Source organism: Spirosoma sordidisoli, from assembly GCF_004138325.1.
Classification (GTDB): Bacteria; Bacteroidota; Bacteroidia; order Cytophagales; family Spirosomataceae; genus Spirosoma; species Spirosoma sordidisoli.
This window is the reverse complement of record NZ_SBLB01000015.1, coordinates 60,924-78,682: the sequence shown is the minus strand read 5'-3', so window position 1 is coordinate 78,682 and position 17,759 is coordinate 60,924. Positions and strand designations below refer to the sequence as shown.

At 53.9% G+C, this 17,759-nt stretch carries 10 protein-coding genes; 6 read left to right on the top strand and 4 right to left on the bottom strand.

The features are described from left to right. The first annotated feature begins 5 nt into the window (after positions 1–5). From EQG79_RS29960 to EQG79_RS29950, 3 genes are all read left to right on the top strand, one after another. Positions 6–722: a phosphoadenylyl-sulfate reductase gene (locus EQG79_RS29960; RefSeq protein WP_129606809.1), complete on the top strand. Its 717-nt coding sequence runs from the start codon at positions 6–8 to the stop codon at positions 720–722. Between the two features lie 87 nt (positions 723–809). After that, complete coding sequence (gene cysD / locus EQG79_RS29955; RefSeq protein ID WP_129606807.1) at positions 810–1,706, top strand: sulfate adenylyltransferase subunit CysD; 897 nt, start codon at positions 810–812, stop codon at positions 1,704–1,706. Positions 1,707–1,793: 87 nt separating this feature from the next. Further along, positions 1,794–3,053, top strand: a complete 1,260-nt coding sequence (locus EQG79_RS29950; protein ID WP_129606805.1) for a sulfate adenylyltransferase subunit 1 — start codon at positions 1,794–1,796, stop codon at positions 3,051–3,053. Positions 3,054–3,195: 142 nt separating this feature from the next. Here EQG79_RS29950 and EQG79_RS29945 read toward each other — a convergent pair whose 3' ends face one another. Next, positions 3,196–6,006, bottom strand: a complete 2,811-nt coding sequence (locus EQG79_RS29945; RefSeq protein WP_165358988.1) for a GEVED domain-containing protein — start codon at positions 6,004–6,006, stop codon at positions 3,196–3,198. A gap of 395 nt (positions 6,007–6,401) precedes the next feature. Further along, a complete protein-coding gene (locus tag EQG79_RS29940) occupies positions 6,402–8,258 on the bottom strand; it encodes a M61 family metallopeptidase (protein WP_129606801.1) in 1,857 nt (618 codons plus the stop codon). A 193-nt stretch (positions 8,259–8,451) separates the two neighbouring features. Between EQG79_RS29940 and EQG79_RS29935 the strand changes: the two genes are divergently transcribed. From EQG79_RS29935 to EQG79_RS29925, 3 genes are all read left to right on the top strand, one after another. Further along, the gene (locus EQG79_RS29935; protein ID WP_077919828.1) at positions 8,452–11,490 is read left to right on the top strand and encodes a tetratricopeptide repeat protein; all 3,039 of its coding nucleotides are present in this window, start codon (positions 8,452–8,454) and stop codon (positions 11,488–11,490) included. Between the two features lie 92 nt (positions 11,491–11,582). Continuing rightward, positions 11,583–13,265 (top strand): TonB-dependent receptor, encoded by a 1,683-nt coding sequence (locus EQG79_RS29930; RefSeq protein WP_129606798.1) that lies wholly within the window; start codon positions 11,583–11,585, stop codon positions 13,263–13,265. A 16-nt stretch (positions 13,266–13,281) separates the two neighbouring features. Further along, entirely contained in the window at positions 13,282–14,403 is a 1,122-nt protein-coding gene (locus tag EQG79_RS29925) for an HU domain-containing protein (RefSeq protein WP_077919830.1), read from the top strand. 145 nt (positions 14,404–14,548) lie between these two features. On the opposite strand, the gene EQG79_RS29920 is transcribed toward EQG79_RS29925, so the two are convergent. Together EQG79_RS29920 and EQG79_RS29915 are read right to left on the bottom strand one after the other, a co-directional pair. Further along, positions 14,549–15,412: a sigma-70 family RNA polymerase sigma factor gene (locus EQG79_RS29920; RefSeq protein WP_009282104.1), complete on the bottom strand. Its 864-nt coding sequence runs from the start codon at positions 15,410–15,412 to the stop codon at positions 14,549–14,551. Between the two features lie 74 nt (positions 15,413–15,486). Then, entirely contained in the window at positions 15,487–17,613 is a 2,127-nt protein-coding gene (locus tag EQG79_RS29915; protein WP_077919831.1) for a polyribonucleotide nucleotidyltransferase, read from the bottom strand. Positions 17,614–17,759: the final 146 nt, after the last annotated feature.

Sequence of the window (17,759 nt, the reverse complement as noted above, 5' to 3'; positions counted from 1 at the left end):
CAACTATGATTGCCGAACCAAACACCCCCACACTAGACATCCTGGCAGAGCAACTGCGCGGCCAGGACCCTGTTGAAGCGCTACGGACCCTGGCCGACCAGTTTCCCGGACAGGTTGTCTTTTCAACCAGCCTGGGTTACGAAGATCAGGTTATCACCGACCTGATTCTGGCCAACGATATCCCGATCCGCATCTTCACCCTCGATACGGGCCGCATGTTTTCCGAAACCTACTCGGTCTGGAAAAAAACAAACGACCGCTACGGTGCTAAAATCGAAGCCTATTTCCCCAAACAGGAATCGGTCGAAAGCCTGATGACCGGCAAGGGACCCTACAGTATGTACGACTCGGTCGAAAACCGGAAGGAGTGCTGTTTCATCCGGAAAATAGAACCCCTCAACCGCGCGCTGGCCGGTCAGAAAATCTGGATCACGGGCATACGCGCCGAGCAGTCGCCCAACCGGCAGACCATGACGCAGCTCGAGTGGGACAATTCGCACAACCTGTTCAAGTTTCACCCACTGATGGACTGGACCTTCGAGCAGGTAAAACAGTACATCAAAGACCATAACGTACCATACAACCCGCTCCATGACCGGGGCTTTGTCAGTATTGGCTGCCAGCCGTGCACCCGCGCAATACAGCCAGGCGAAGATTTCCGGGCCGGCCGCTGGTGGTGGGAAGACAACTCAAAAAAAGAATGCGGGCTACACGCTAAATGAGAGAATGAATAAATTGATGAATAAGCGAATGGTGGCGACCTGGTCTGTATTCACTAATTCACTCATTCGCTAACTCACTCACTAAACATGGATTATCTCGATCAACTCGAATCGGAAGCGATTCATATCCTGCGGGAGGTAGCCGGGCAGTTTGAGCGGCCGGCGCTGTTATTCTCGGGCGGTAAAGATTCTATTACGCTGGTTCACCTGGCCCTCAAAGCGTTTCGGCCGGGCAAATTTCCGTTCCCGCTGCTTCATATCGACACGGGGCATAATTTCCAGGAGGCTCTCGACTTTCGCGATGAGCTGGCCAACCGGATCGGCGAACGGCTTATTGTTCGCTACGTAGAAGATACGATCCGGATTAAAAAGCTGAAGGAGCCGACCGGTCGCAACGCCACCCGTAACGGCCTGCAGACGTTTACCCTGCTCGACACCATCGAAGAGTTTGAGTTCGACGCCTGCATCGGCGGTGCCCGACGGGACGAAGAGAAAGCGCGCGCCAAAGAACGGGTCTTTTCGGTCCGGGATGAGTTTGGCTCGTGGGACCCCAAACGGCAGCGTCCCGAGTTGTGGAACCTTTACAACGGGCGTATCCACAAAGGAGAAAACGTGCGCGTATTCCCCATCTCTAACTGGACCGAACTGGACGTCTGGAATTACATTCAGCGTGAGAATATCGCCTTACCCAGCCTGTATTTTGCCCACGAGCGCGAGTTACTCGTTCGGGATGGCAAGCTGATGGCCACGGCCGGTGGGGTTATCAAACCCGAAGCCGACGATCAGCTCGTTACCCGAACCGTACGGTTCCGCACGGTGGGTGATATTTCATGCACAGCCGCGTCTGAGTCTGAGGCCGGCACGCTGGATGCCGTTATCGCCGAAATTCAGGCCACCCGCATCAGCGAACGGGGCGAAACCCGCATGGACGATCAGCTCTCCGAAGCGGCAATGGAAGACCGGAAAAAAGGAGGCTATTTTTAATTGGATGATTGGGTAAACCGGTAACCAGGTGCGTCTGCCGACTCACTTGCCTACCTGGCTGTTTCATCCATCTTTCACTCATTTACAATGGATCTTTTACGTTTTATAACCTGCGGCAGCGTCGATGATGGAAAAAGTACGCTCATTGGCCGACTGCTCTACGACTCCAAATCCATTCTGGCCGATCAGCTCGAAGCTATTGAGCGCGCAACCAAAGGCCGAGACGATGGAACCGTCGACCTGGCTCTGCTGACCGACGGGCTACGCTCCGAGCGCGAACAGGGCATCACGATCGACGTTGCCTACCGGTATTTCCAGACGCCGAAACGGAAGTTTATCATCGTTGACGCCCCCGGGCATATCCAGTATACGCGCAACATGGTAACGGGTGCCTCGAACTGTCAGCTGGCTATTGTGCTGATCGATGCCCGGCAGGGTGTCGTTGAGCAAACCCGGCGTCATTCCCTGATTGCCAGTCTGCTCGGTATTCCTCACATTGTAGTGGCCGTCAACAAAATGGATCTGGTGGGGCATTCGCAGAATGTTTTTTCGGATATATGCATTCAGTACGCCGAGCTGGCCCGGAATCTGAACGTCAGCCAGGTCACCTACATCCCCATCAGTGCGCTGAACGGCGATAACGTAGTTGACCGATCAACGACGATGCCCTGGTACGATGGCCTAACGCTGCTCGATCATCTGGAAACCATCGAGGTAGATGAGGTAGCCAGTGCAGACGCAGGTGCAGCCGGTCGCTTTCCGGTGCAGTACGTAATCCGGCCCCAGACGAGCGAACTCCACGACTACCGGGGCTATGCCGGTAAAATTACCAGTGGGTTGTTTCGCACGGGCGACTCGATCACCGTACTCCCCTCCGGCGAAACCTCCACGATCGACGCCATTGAAATTGCCGGGCAGCACCTGACCGAAGCCACGGCTCCGCAGTCGGTGGTTCTTCACCTGGCCACGGACGTTGACATCAGCCGGGGCGACCTGCTGGTTCGCTCCGACGGCCTGCCACTCACCAGCCAAACGGTAGAAGCCATGCTCTGCTGGATGGATACCAAAGAACTTCGGGTAGGCAGTAAATACGTGTTGCAGGTTGGCACCGCCCGGACCCGATGCTCCGTACGGGAGATTGTACACCAGCTCAATGTAAACACCTACGAAAAAATAGAGGGCGTAGAAAGCCTGGCGCTCAATGACCTGGCCCGGGTTGTCTTACGCACCGCCCAGCCGGTAAGCTTTGATCCTTATCAACAGAACCGCGCCACCGGTGGTGCGATCCTGATCGATGAAACGAGCAACGTAACGGTAGGTGCGCTGATGCTGGTGGGCGAGGCATAACCCCGAAGTGATAGCCGGACCGTGCTACCAGAAGACGTATAATCTACTGATTAGCAACTTGCCTACAAAAATCAAAAACGCAGCGAGACGTCCGTTCTTTGACAGACGTCTCGCTGCGTTTTTGATTACGTTACCTTCCGATTTAATTGACCTGCCCAATCCGCAATTGACTACCGGTGCCGTATACCAGTTTCCGGGCGGTGTTGATACGAATACGCTGCGCATGACCGGTATAGCCTGCCGGTAAACTAACCACATGACTGACTTCAATCAGGTCGTTCGCCGTTGGCACCCGACCGCAGGACCAGACGGTAGGGTCGTTCCAGTTTCCATCTTTCACCGAGACCATACTCAGGCAGTTCGCTTCTCCCTGTAGCCGGTAATCTTCGGTTTCTCCGTAGTTATAGTTGCCACAACTGGCTGATGGGATTTGCCCATACACCAGTAGTACCCGCATGGTGAGCAGCCCCGGCCCGGTGTCGGACGCAATGCTGAAACTCCCGCTGAATGTCGTCTGCCCTACGGGCATCAGTTCAGTCATGGCATAAACGCGCTCGCCGGTTTCCAACTGCCCGTTACGATTCAGATCGATCCAGACGGCCACGCCCTGCCCGGGTGCATACAGGTTGGAAGCCGTTGTACCGGTAAATGTGTAGCTGTTTCCGGCTCTTACGGTAGCCGATACCGATGTAAACGAGCCGTATCCTCCCGCCGAACAACCCGAGTTTAGACTCAGTGCCGTGCTGCTCAGGATAAACGACGTAATAGCGTCGCCATCGGTGCAGTTGGTAACCGCTCCGAATACGGGACGGCAATAGCCCGGCGTCGTGAAGCTGGTTGGGGAAGTATACAACGAACCGCCCTCCGCTGAGCATCGACTGCGTACCTGCCAACTGTACGTAGTAGCCGATGTGAGGCCGGTCAGGTTAAACGTGGTTGTCGTTATGCCCGTCTTTAGCTGCCAGGCGCCCTCTGGTTCTGTTCGATAGCGCACTTCGTATGGGACGTAGCCACCGGTCCAGCTCAGCGTTGCCGATTGTTCGGTAAGCGCCGATGTTGTTGTGCTGACCGGACCGTTGGGACAAAGACTAACGAAGAGCTGCCCCACCCAGGGCGATCCATTGCCGCCACAGTCAGACCGTACCTGCCACTGGTAAGCGGTTCCCTGCACAAGACCGGTTAACGAGTAGGTCGGGGTGGTGGTCGGCGAAAGATTGATCCAGGTCGGGCTGTTCACAAGTTTGTAGCGGAGGGCGTAACTGGCAGCGCCACTGGCTGGTAACCACGATAAAGAAGCCGTAGTAATTCCTGGATTGGCCGTCGGCGCAGTCGGTATGGCACAGCCCCCCGTCTGTACCGTAATCGAGTAATCTTCGGCTTCGCCGTAGGTGTAGTTGGCGCAGGCGCCGGTAGCGCTGGCGATGTTGTTGGGTAAGACAATGATGCGCATAGCCAGCTGCCCGGCTGTTACGCTGGCCGGAATCGTCAGACTCAACGAAAACTGGCTCGTCGACAGGCCAGACGCAACCCGCTCGCCACTTTCAAATACGCCGTTGCGGTTCGTATCGAGCCATACGGAAATGCCTTCCTGCTGGGTTGTGCTTAGAAAGGAGCCGTTCAGATTACACACCTGCCCCGGAACGACAGTCAGCGACGAAGGCCTGTATTCGTTGTAGCCGTTGGCTGCAGGCCCGGATTGCGTGCTCAGCGTTTCTCCGTTCAGGAATACGGCGTTCAGCCCGTCGGGTTCTGTTGTGCTGGCGCCGTAGCTGAACCCAGGCCGGCAGTAAAGAGTGCCTGTAGCGGTGACTGTAGCTACCGTACTCAGGGCGCCCGTGCTGGTATTGGAGGGCCTCACCCGGTAATAGTAGGTTTGACCGGTAGTTACCCGGGCATCGGCGAACACGCTGACATCGGGCGCTACGCCACCAATGGCAATAAACGGCCCGGCGGCAGCGCTTGCCCGTTCTATAAAATACCCCATTTCGTTGCTGGCATTATCCTGCCAGCTGAGGACAATAGCGCCTGACAAACCGACCGACGCCTGCAGGTTCGTCACAGCCGGAACCACGGTAGGCGGAAAGGTCAGGGAGTAGGCCGTGTGCGTTTCGCGCAGGGCCAGCGCTTCCTGAATCCGATCGTACTGTCCCGGTGTAAAATCATGTTTACACGGAAAGTAATAAGACATGATGTTGGTGAGCAGCGGACTATAGGCGTCGCCATTACTATCCAGGGTGGTGCCGGTATAGGTAAGGCAGGAAGGAGTAGCACTGTTGGCTGTGCTGGCGCCCGGCAGGCCGAACGGATCGGCCGGGGTGTCGCAAACGAAATCGCCCGCCGTTGTGCAGTTGGCTGGCAAGCGCGGAGAAACCTCGCTTGGGTTGCGGGTTACCCGTTCGGTAGCAATGGCTCGCTCGAACGTATGCAACAGACCGAAGTTGTGACCCAGCTCGTGCGGTATCAGCCGGTTACCCAGGTCATTCTCCGTTTCTGGTCCACCAACCAGTATAAAGGAGCGGGTTGTCTGCAGCAGGTTCTCCGGGAAATAGGCATACCCGCCAATTCCATTACTAAAATCCTGTACATAATACTGGTTCAGCGCATTGTTGACGCTGGTAGACCCGACCATACCCTCTTCGTCGGTATAGTTGAACACTGCATACCGCGCGTCATCGTCGATGTAGTTGGGTGATGTGCCGGCCAGATAAAACTGCAGGCCATACCCGTTTTGCAGGTAGTACGAATTGGTCAGGGCAATTACATTGTTGAGTGCAGCCAGACTAAATCCGCCTGTGCCATTGCTACGCCGATAGATATGAGGGCGAATGGGCAGATGAGTAATTGTGTTGACGGCCGCGTTAGCCTGCTTTATGCCCAGCGCCAGTTTAGATAGTCGGTTTAGTTCTGCTGCCCGACCTTTAGCGGGCGTAACGGTGCCACATACGGCGGGCACAGGTATGGGCGCAGACGACCCTGAGGGTTTCTGCGCCCATACCTGTGCTTCGTCAGCACTTGCCAACACCAATAAAAGGACTATCAGGCTATATAATTTTCTCATATAGTCCACATGTATCCAGCAATAGTAGTCATTGCCTAATGATTTAGCGAGCGTTGATCCAGGCTTTTTACTTAAAGATAAACGGCAATAATCAAAAAGACCCTATATTTACAAATATTAAAACATATATACTTAATATACTTTTAAGTTTCCATTAGTTATACATAATATACTTCCTATGAGTTTCAATAGTTTTTACAGTCTAGTAAATCACGTTTACAATCAGAAAACAAAGCGGCTTTGACATTAGAATGCCAAAGCCGCTTTGCCCTAGTGGGGGTCAACTTACCCTATTTGATATACAGCCATTTATTAAACAACGCTTTCTGGGCGTCTGTCCGGTTGGCGACTGGTTCCAGTCTGTAGCTTACCAGTGGGTTTTGCGTAAGGGTTATCGTCAACTTCCGAACCAGGCCAGCTCGGTTGACGAGTACGTCCAGCTTGTCGCCGACCCGGCGGCCGCTAATTAGCCGCAGCAGATCATCACCCACCCGTACACTGTCAACAGCCAGCACTTCATCTCCAACGTTCAGCCCATCTGTATAAGCGGCCGACCCACGCCGAACGCTCGAGATCACCACTTTTCCGTTCTGAACCGTAGTGCCGGCACCCAGGAAACCATCCTGCGTACGCCCGGCTACGTTGGTCAGCTGCAGACCGACCGGAGCGAAATAAGAATTGTAATCGATTGGATTGGTGCTATTGACTGCCGTACCGAAAAAATCGTCGAGTTTCCGACCGGCCATCTGTTCAGCTGCCTGCCGGAATTCAGCATCGGTGAACCCGCGCTTCTGCTTTTTGTAGTACTCGGTATAGAGCAGCCGCATCAGGTCATCCATGTTGCGCGCGCCGTTGCTGCCGGCCAGGATGGTCAGATTCAGCAGAGTTCCGAGCACCGATCCTTTACTATAGTACGAAATAGTCGTGTTGGCCGAATTCTCGTTCGGCCGGTATCCTTTAATCCAGGCGTCCCAGCTCGACTCTGATGCGGATTGTACACGGCTACCCGGCTGATTTTCGATCTGGGTGATATCATTGGCCACAATACCCAGATACGCTTCCGGACTGTGGAAGCCGGCCCGGCGCAGAATATAATCTTCGTAGAACGATGTACAGCCCTCCGACAACCAGAGCATGGTTGTATAATTCTCGTTGTCGTAGTCAAAGGGCCCCAGCGCGATCGGCCGAATTCGTTTTACGTTCCAGAGGTGGAAATACTCGTGGGCTACCAGCGTGAAGAATCCTTTGTAACTGGCTTCGGTGGCGTAGGCTGTCCGGTAGGTTTCGAGCGTAGTGGAGTTCAGGTGTTCCAGACCACCCCCGCCCTGCGGAATGTGATGGACAATGAATGTATAATCGGTACAGGGATGCTCGCCAACTACCGAGGCCGCGGTTTCGCAAACCCGGGTGTAATCTGCGGCCAGACGCTTCTCGTCATAGGTCACGTCGCCAAACATTGCCACCGTATGCGGAATACCGGAAGCGGTGAAAGAGAACGTTTTATGATTCCCGATCTCGATCGGCGAATCGACCAGCAGGTCATAATCGGCGGCTTCGTACGTATAGGGGGACCCGCTGATGGTCTTCAGTCCGGTAGCTACTTTCTTCCAGTCCTTATAGGGTTGTACCACCACGCGGTGCGGCTGATTTTTAAGGGCCTCCACGTACATAAACACACTGGCTGGCGTTACATAGCCGTGGTCAGCGTCAACTAAACTCGTCCGGACAGTTAGCTCGTTGGCATAGACCCGGTACTTAACCGTCAGGTTATCGTCTGTGGAGTAAACGCGCCAGGCATTTTTGCGGACCTTTTCGCTGCGAACAGGTTTCCCGGCGGCCGAAGCCGAAAAAGCCTCCACGTTTTTGGCGTACTCCCGAATCAGATACGAGCCGGGCGTCCAGACCGGCATTTTGATATCAACGTATCCATTCTTCCTGGCACTGGTGGCTGATGCGCTGTTTTTCAGCTGCATTTCTACCTCAAAGTAGTGGGTTTGGGGCTCTGGCATCGACAACACGTAGGAGATGCCAGGGGCCGGAGCCGGTAGATTTTCATCGGTAACGAAGCGTGGAACAGCAAGCGTTTGTAGAGAAGCGAAAAGTGTCCAGACAGTAAGTAAATAAAAGAGCCGGGCGTTTTTTTTCATACGGAAACGGGAATACCTTCGTTTTTTGTCCAGATTGAATTGAACTTTGTCATTTTGTCGGCGAAGTTACGACGTTCTGGGTGAAATAACCGTTACAAAACCCCTTGCCGGGAACATTAGACATACACGGAGCGCTCCCAATGATTCCTGCGGGCTGCGTCTTTCCGGGTACTAATTTTAGCAACAATCAACTATGCCCCATCATCCTTCCCAATCCCGTCAGCGCTGTCGACAACTCTGTCTGCTGACTTTTGGGCTGTTTACTACGCTGTCGGCGCTGGCCCAGCGAACCCAGAGTTACCAGGAACCCGATTACCATTACCGCAACGGTCTCGAACTTTTCGAACGCAGTAACTATGCCGCAGCCCGGTATGAGTTTCGGCAGTATCTCGAACCCCGCCGGGGCCAGGGCGCCAGTACGCTGCTCAACACCAACGATCAGAATGCCGTCGATGCCGAATACTACATCGCGCTGACCAGCTTGTATGTCGATGAGCCCGGTGCCGAACTGCTGGTCGATCGCTTCGTCAAAAACCATAGCGCCCATCCTAAAGCCAGTCAGCTCTACGGCGACCTCGGCTCCTATTATTTTGCCCGTGAAGATTACACCAAAGCCATTGGCTTTCTTGAGAAAGCGGTTGCTCAGGGTGGAAACAACAGCCGGTATAAATATCAGCTGGCGTTATCTTATTACAACACCCAGGATCTGCAGCGGGCATTGCCTTTGCTGAATGAGGTAAAACTCGACCCCAACTCGACCGACGCTCCCGCGGCTTCCTACTATGCCGGGGTTATCAACTTCCGGAATCGGAACTTCAACGAAGCCGTGGCCGATTTCCGGCGCGTTGAAACCAATCCGATCTATCAAAACCAGGTGCCTAACTGGATTGCGCAGGCTCTCTACCGACAACGCCGGTTCGACGACCTGCTGGCCTATACTGAGCCCCTGCTCCGGCGCTCAAACGGGGCGGGCCTGAGCGAAGTAGCGCTGTTTACGGCCGAAGTCTATTACCAGCAAAATCAGTTCGCGAAGGCTATCCCCTATTATAAGCAATACATAGCCGCTGCGGGAGCCAAAGCACCGGGGGCCGTACGGTTCCGTTACGGACAGTCGCTCTTCCGGACGGGGGCCTATCCTGATGCCATCACCCAGTTGAAATCGCTGGCAACGGGGAAAGACACAACCGCCCAGTATGCCGCCTATACCCTTGGGGTAAGCTATCTCCAGACACAGAATCCTACCTACGCCCTCAACGCCTTTGATCAGGCCGGACGGCTGTCGTTCAATCGGGATATTCAGGAAGAAGCGCGGTTCAATCATGCCAAGCTGCTCGTTGATCAGAACAACGGCGCCGATGCCGTAAAGGAACTCACAGCGTTCCTGAAACAGTATCCCGACAGCAAGTTTGAGAACGAAGCCAACGAGCTGGTGGGCGAAGCCTATTTCGCATCCAACAATTACCCGGCGGCTATCGCGTACATTGAAGGACTGAAACGCCGGACTCCCAGGATCAATACAACGTACCAGCGCCTGACCTATAATCAGGGTGTCAATGAGTTCAACGCCGAGCGGTACCCCCAGGCGGTAGCCAACCTCGACAAATCGCTCCGGTATCCGGTCGATAATGCGCTGCAGCAGGCGGCTCAGTTCTGGAAAGCGGAGGCCTATTCAGCGGGGAAACAATACGATACAGCGATTCCGTTATATGCCAGTATTGCCAAAGGAGCGGGTGAGTATGCGTCCAAAAGCCTGTATGCGCTGGGTTACGCCTATTACAATAAGAAAGACTACGCCCGGGCCCTACCCTACTTCCGTGACTTCGTGAGCCGGAAAGCCGACAATGACGAGCAGGCACAGGTACTGGACGCCACGATCCGGCTGGCCGACGCTTATTTTGCCGGCAAGCAGTACGAGAATGCCATGCGATATTACGATCAGGCCATCGCCCGTAACGCCCCGGACAAAGATTACGCGGCTTACCAGAAAGCAGTCATTCTCAGCTATGTAGGTCGGGATGCCGAAGCCAAGGCGCAGTTCGACCAGGTACAGCGTCAGTTTCCCAACTCGCGATTCGTTGACGAGAGCTTGTTCCAGACGGCCAACGTAGATTTTGAAAAAGGCGCCTATCAGGTAGCTATTCGTGGTTTCTCGAAGCTTATCGACGGTAAACCCAATAGCAAACTGGTGCCGGCTGCGCTCTTGAAACGGGCTATTGCTTACGGTAACCTGCAACAGTACGACCCCGCCGTAGCGGATTACAAACGAATTCTGGACAATTACGGCGACTCCGAGCAGGCTCAAAGTGCTTTACTGGGTATTCAGAATACGCTCAACGACGCCGGTCGACCCGAGGAGTTCTCGCAGGTGCTGGGGCAGTATAAAAAGAGCAACCCGGGGAGTACAGATGTGGAGCGGGTGCAGTTCGAAAACGCCCGTAACATATACGCCAACGAGAAATATGCGCAGGCTATCCAGTCGTTCATCGCGTTCCTGCAGGAGTACCCAGCCAGTCCTAACCTGAACGAAGCCCGGTATTATCTGGCCGAATCGTACCGGCAAACCGACGATGCAACCAACGCTCTGCGTTACTTTAACCAGATTATTACCGATAACCGGTCCAGCTTCCTGGTTCGGGCAGCCACCCGGGCGGCCGAGCTGGAGACCCAGCAGAAAAACTACCCGCGCGCTATTCGTAACTACCAGCTGATTATCAGCAAAGCCGACGATAAAGCCGCTCAGGTAACGGCCCAGCTGGGGCTGATGGATACGTACTTTGCCATGCCAAAGCCTGATTCAGCCGCTGCCATTGCCCGCGACGTCGTTACGGGCGGTAACGTTGTGCCGGGTGCGCAAAACCGGGCTCAGCTGATGCTTGGTAAAGTGGCGTTCGCCAAAGGCGACTACAAGACGGCCCAAACCGAACTGGATAAAACCATAGCCCTGGGCAAAGATGTCAACGGAGCTGAAGCGCTGTACTACCTCGGCGATATTCTCTATAAACAGAAGAAGTACAAAGAGTCCATTGCTTCGCTGCTGAAGTTCAACGAACAGTTTGGCGATTTTGAATACTGGAAAGGAAAAGCATTCATGCTGGTTGCCGATAACAATGTAGCCCTGGAAGAAACCGCTCAGGCCAAAGCCGTGCTCAACTCCATTATCGAAAACTCATCCGACCAAACCATCGTCGCTGAAGCCAAACAGAAACTAGCCACGCTCGACAGCAAAAATTAATGATGAACGAAGCAGCTAAACGAGGCATCGACCCAGGCCCTGCCCACGGTATCATTCATCGTTTAGCCTTGTCAGTTTATCGTGCATCCCTTATGACTGTACGTCCCTTACATACCCTCCCCCTGCTCTTCGTCTCTGCGGCCGTGTTAGCACAGCAGCCCCGGCCAACCCGACCCGTAAAGGAAGGCGAGATCGATAACCAGGAAATAACCGTAGAAAAAAGCCGGAAGATTGAGCTTCCTCCGGCCAACCGGCTCTTTAACAAAATTCCTTCGGTAAAGCCGTCTACCGAACAGCGTAAGCTGACGTACGAATTTGAAGATCGAAAACTGACCGTTGGCGATCCCCGGATCACACCCGGCGTGTTAGCCCCGGCCACTACCGCTCCTGACGAAAATCCGGCTTATGATAACTACGTAAAGCTGGGGGCCGGTAACTACAGCTCATTTTTTGGTGAAGGCTTCGTAGGGCTAAACAACCTGTCGAACCTGTCGCTCGAAGCCTCGGCCCGCCATTTGTCGTCCGGCATCGGCCCCGTCGACGGTAAAAATTCAGCGCAGGCCGATACCCGCCTGAACGTAACGGGCAAATACCTGACCGATGCGTTTAAGTTTCAGGCCGATCTGGGTTTCGACCGAAACGCCTACGGTTTTTATGGCTATAGCCGTGAGTACGCGGCCCGGCCCGACTTCAACCCGGACCGGATCCGGCAGCGACTGAATACACTCAACTTCCGGCTTGGTATCGAGAACGCCAATGCTGAGAATGCAATCGACTACTCGCTGAAAACCGGTATCACCTCCCTGCGCGACCGGTTCAACGCGGCTGAGACGGACTGGGGCACTAACTTCAACGCGTCGCTTGGTATTACAGACAACGTTTTTGCACTGGTGGCCGCTGACGCTTACGTGACCCAGCGTTCTGACGGCCCTATCGTCGACAACCGGAATCTGTTCCGGGTAAAGCCCACCTTTAAATACAGCTCGTCATTTCTGACCGTCACGGCGGGGATCAACGCCGTTAACGAGACCGATAAACGACAGTCGATCAACAGCACGCGGGCGTTTCCTGTCCTTGATATTGATGTTGTGCCAACGGGAAACATCCATTTCTTTGCTGGGGTCGACGGGGATATCAACCGAAATACCCTGCGCTCGTTCCTGACTGAGAACCGATGGCTCGCTCCGGAAGTACTGCTGGCCAACACGGTTAAGTCACTGGACATTTACGGCGGCTCGAAAGGAAATCTGGGGGGAGGCTTCTCCTATGAAGGCAAGGTTTCCTATGCCAGCTACCGGAATTTCTCTACCTTTAACAACAGCATTCCCGACACTACCAAATTTTTTATTCTCTACGATGGTGGAGTGTCGAGAGTACTGACCATTTCGGCTCAACTGGCCTATGCCCAGAAAGACAAGTTCCGCTCGTCGCTTCGGGGCGATTTCTTTCGCTACGGTCTTGAGCGGCTCGACGAAGCCTGGGGCCGCCCGCGCGTTGCCGCTACCTGGACTAACTCCTACGTGCTGAACAAAAAATTATTTATCACGGCCGACCTGTATTTCTACGAAGGGATCAAGAATAAAAACTTCACCTCTAACCTTACCTACACGCTCGAACCGATCTATGATGCCAACGTCAAGATCGATTATTTCCTGGGTAAGCAGGTTTCGGCTTTTGTCGCGTTAAATAATATCTTTGGCCAGCAGTACCAGCGATATTTGTATTATCAGGTACAAGGCCTTAACTTTCTCGGAGGAATCAGTTATTCGTTCTAATCCTGCCCCTGACACTATGGCATCCGTTAATGAGTACCTCAAAAAGCTTCTTTATCAGTACGACTGTGTGGTTGTACCTGAACTGGGAGCCTTTCTGACCCATTACCAACCAGCCTCATTTACGGAAGAGAGTGGTCTGTTTTTACCTCCCCGCAAGCGGGTTGCTTTCAACGAAGCACTTCGTCTGGACGATGGTATTCTGGCCAACTACATCATGCTCCACGAGCCGGTTACTCGTGAACTGGCCCAACGCCATATCAGTCAGTTTGTTAGCGAGCTGCGCAGTCAGGTCGAGTTAACCGACCGGTTCGAACTGGACGGTATTGGGTCATTCAGTCATAATGACGAGGGCCGGTTACAGTTTGAACCAAACCTGCGCCATAACTTCTTCGGCGAAGCGTACGGAATGAGTGCCATCTCGGCAACAGCCATCAATCGTCAACTCCAGCCCCAGCCGTCCATCGAAGCGGTTCCGGTTACGGCTGCCGGGCCCGTTCTCGTTCGCGATGAAGAGGCTACCCTGACGCCCCTGCGCCCGGCCCGCCCCTACTGGCGCATTGCAGCAGCCACGCTACTGGTCGGCTCGTTAGGACTCGTTAGTTATTTCTCGGTCATCAAGCCAGGTCAGCCTCAGCAAAGTAGCGTTGACCCGGCCAATCTGTTCCGCATCCCTGACAACTGGTTTTCCAAATCAGCCCCCAATACTGAGTCTTCTAAAGTAGTTGTTGTAGAGAAAGCCGTTCCGAACCCATCAGCGACAGCCGCAAAACCTGAAGTGAACCTGCCAGCCGATGTAGCCCCTGTGGCGAAGCCGGTCGCCAAAGCGGAACCCGCTACACAGCCAGCTGCCACGCCTACGGTTAGTAAACAACCTGTCGAAGTAGCTGCCAAGCCGGTTCGTACAGGTCCGCACTTCACCGTCATTGCCGGTAGCTTTGCCAGCAAACGGAATGCGCTTCGGCTTCGTCGTCAGTTACGCAAAGCCGGGTATGTAGACGCTTTCATCATTATGCCTGCCGCTAAAGGCCAGCTTTATAAAGTGGCAGCCTCGGGTTCTGCCGATCGGGCCGAAGCAGTAGCCAGCGCTACCGCTATTACGGAACTGGCCGGTACCACCGCCTGGATCTTGAAAAATTAACAGTACATACCCCCTAACAAAAAGAGAGAAATTCCTGCGAATTTCTCTCTTTTTGTTAGGGGCAACTCTAATTGATTTTCAGTAAAAGCAACAATGCCTTCGTCCGGGACGAAGGCATTGTTGCTTTTGTTACGCTAGCTCGTAACTAGCCAAGATACGTTTTCAGCGCCTTTGAACGCGATGTATGACGTAACCGGCGAATCGCTTTCTCTTTAATCTGACGAACCCGCTCCCGGGTCAGGTTGAACTTCTCGCCTATTTCTTCGAGCGTCATGGCATGCTCACCATTGAGTCCAAAGTAAAGCGTAATCACATCCGCTTCGCGCTGGGTCAGTGTCGAAAGAGCCCGTTGCACTTCTTTCCGGAGCGAATCGTTGATCAGGCCCGAATCAGGCTTGTCTTCGCCATCGTTCTCAAGTACGTCGAGCAGGCTGTTTTCTTCACCCTGTACAAACGGCGCATCCATCGATACATGACGACCTGATATCTTCAGGGTGTCAACTACCTCGGCGGCCGAAATCTCCAGCACAGCTGCCAGCTCTTCGGGCGACGGCTCACGCTCAAACTTCTGCTCGAGGTCAGAGAACGTTTTCGAGATTTTGTTCAGCGAACCGACCCGGTTCAGCGGCAACCGTACAATCCGGGACTGTTCGGCCAGCGCCTGCAGAATAGACTGACGGATCCACCAAACCGCGTAGGAAATAAACTTGAACCCTCGTGTTTCGTCGAAACGCTGGGCAGCTTTGATAAGTCCTAAATTACCTTCGTTAATCAGATCGCCCAGCGAAAGTCCCTGGTTCTGATATTGCTTAGCCACCGACACCACAAAGCGTAGGTTGGCTTTCGTCAGTCGTTCGAGCGAAAGTTGGTCTCCCTCGCGAATCTTCTGGGCCAGCGTTACCTCCTCGTCGGGTGTAAGCAGGTCTACTTTACCAATTTCCTGCAAGTACTTGTCTAACGACTGGCTCTCGCGGTTGGTAATCTGTTTTGAAATTTTTAGCTGTCTCATGATACGTTGCCCGGGTGGGGTGACTGTATAACGCAAACGTACGACGCTGCATTACACAAAAAAGTAACAAAGGCTTACGCGTTTTTGTTCTCCGGCTTGGGCAGCAGAACTTTACGCGACAGACGATATTTTCCGGTCTTTTTATCTACGTCAATCAGTTTTACCGTCACTTCTTCACCAACCTGCAGTACACCGTCCATCGTTTCCAGACGCTCCCACTTGATCTCAGAAATGTGCAATAATCCGTCCTTGCCCGGCATAAACTCGACAAAGGCGCCGAAGGGCTGGATGGTTTTTACTTTACCGACATACGTTTCGCCCACTTCCGGTACGGCTACAATGCCTTTCACCCGTGAAACAGCCCGGTCCATACTTTCTTTGTTGGTAGCAAAGATGCTCACCCAACCAGCATTGTCGTGCTCATCGATGTTCACCACAGCACCCGAATCTTTCTGGATATCCTGAACGACCTTACCACCTGGTCCGATAACGGCGCCAATCTGATTCGTTTCAATCTTGATCACTACGGCCCGTGGCGCGTGTGGTTTCAGATCGGCCCGAACTTCGGTGATGCCTTTCTTCATCTCGCCCAGGATATGCAGACGGCCAGCACGGGCCTGCTCCAGAGCCTGAGCCAGCACTTCGTACGAAAGACCATCTACCTTCAGGTCCATCTGGCAGGCAACGATGCCTTTCTCAGTACCTGTCACTTTAAAGTCCATATCCCCAAGGTGATCTTCATCACCCAGAATATCGGACAACACGGCGTATTTTTCACCGTCCGAGATCAGCCCCATGGCAATACCAGCGACAGGTGCCTTGATCTTGATGCCGGCATCCATCAGCGCCATGGTACCCGCGCAAACGGTTGCCATGGATGACGACCCGTTCGACTCCAGGATATCTGATACAATCCGGATTGTATACGGGTTATCCGCTTCGGGTGGCAGCACTTTTTTCAGCGAGCGGTGGGCCAGATTACCATGGCCGATTTCCCGACGTCCAGCACCCCGGTTAGGTTTCACCTCACCGGTCGAGAAGCCAGGAAAGTTATAGTGAAGCAGGAATTTGCTGTAACCCTGGTGCATCGCCTGATCAACGATCTGCTCATCTACTTTGGTACCGAGCGTTACCGTCGTCAACGATTGAGTTTCTCCGCGGGTAAACAGCGCCGAACCGTGTGGCCCGGGCAGGTAACCAGCTTCCGCTGAAATAGCCCGGATTTCGTCGAGACGGCGACCGTCCAGCCGGGTGCGCTCGTCGAGCACCAGCCGACGTGACGCTTCCCAGACCAAATCGCTGAAATAGGTTTTCACCAGCGAAACGTTTACCTCGCTGCCTTCGGGGAAGGTGGCCAGATACTCGTCACGAACGTCGCGGAACCCTTCGCTTCGGCTCTTTTTATTGGGATTCTGACGGCGGGCTACTTCGTATATTTTGTCGTAGCAATACGCCCGAACGGCCGCACGGAGTTCTTCGTCGTGGGTTTCGTGGCTATACTGCCGTTTTTCGGTCTTGCCAACTTTGGTTTGCAGTTCGAGCTGCGCCTGGCATTGTACTTTAATGGCTTCGTGGGCCGCTTTCAGCGCTTCAACCACTTCGGCTTCTGAGCATTCGCTCATTTCGCCTTCTACCATACATATGTCTTTTGCCGTTGCGGCTACGATCAGATCGATAGTTGCCCGCGAGAGATCGGCCGTTTTTGGATTAATCCGGTACTCGCCATCGATTTTGGCAACGCGTACTTCGGAGATCGGACCGTTAAAGGGGATGTCGGATACCGCCAGGGCCGACGAAGCGGCCAGGGCCGCCAGGGCGTCGGGTTGAACTTCCGGATCGGCCGAGATCAGGGTGATCATCACCTGGGTATCGGCATGGTAATCTTCGGGGAAGATTGGACGCAACGCCCGGTCAACCAACCGGCTGATCAGGATTTCATGGTCGCCCAGGCGGCCTTCCCGGCGCTGGAAGCTTCCCGGAATCCGGCCAGCCGACGCAAATTTCTCTTGATAATCAACGGATAAAGGCAGAAAGTCAACGCCTTCTTTAGCATCTTTACTGGATACGACCGTGGCCAACAGCATGGTGTCGCCTAGTCGTACAACCACCGCGCCGTCGGCCTGTCGGGCCAGTTTACCGGTTTCGATGGTGATTTCCCGCCCGTCGGGCAGCGCAACGGATTGCGTGGTGATTTGAAACATACAACAGATTTTGGATACGCCCTCTTACAGCTTTACAGACAACAAACTTCTCACCGCAGCAATCATCGCATCAGTAAGTAAACAACAAAAATGAGGGAATCTACTCGACCGGACTTGGTTGTTGAGCAGATTCCCTTCATCAGTGG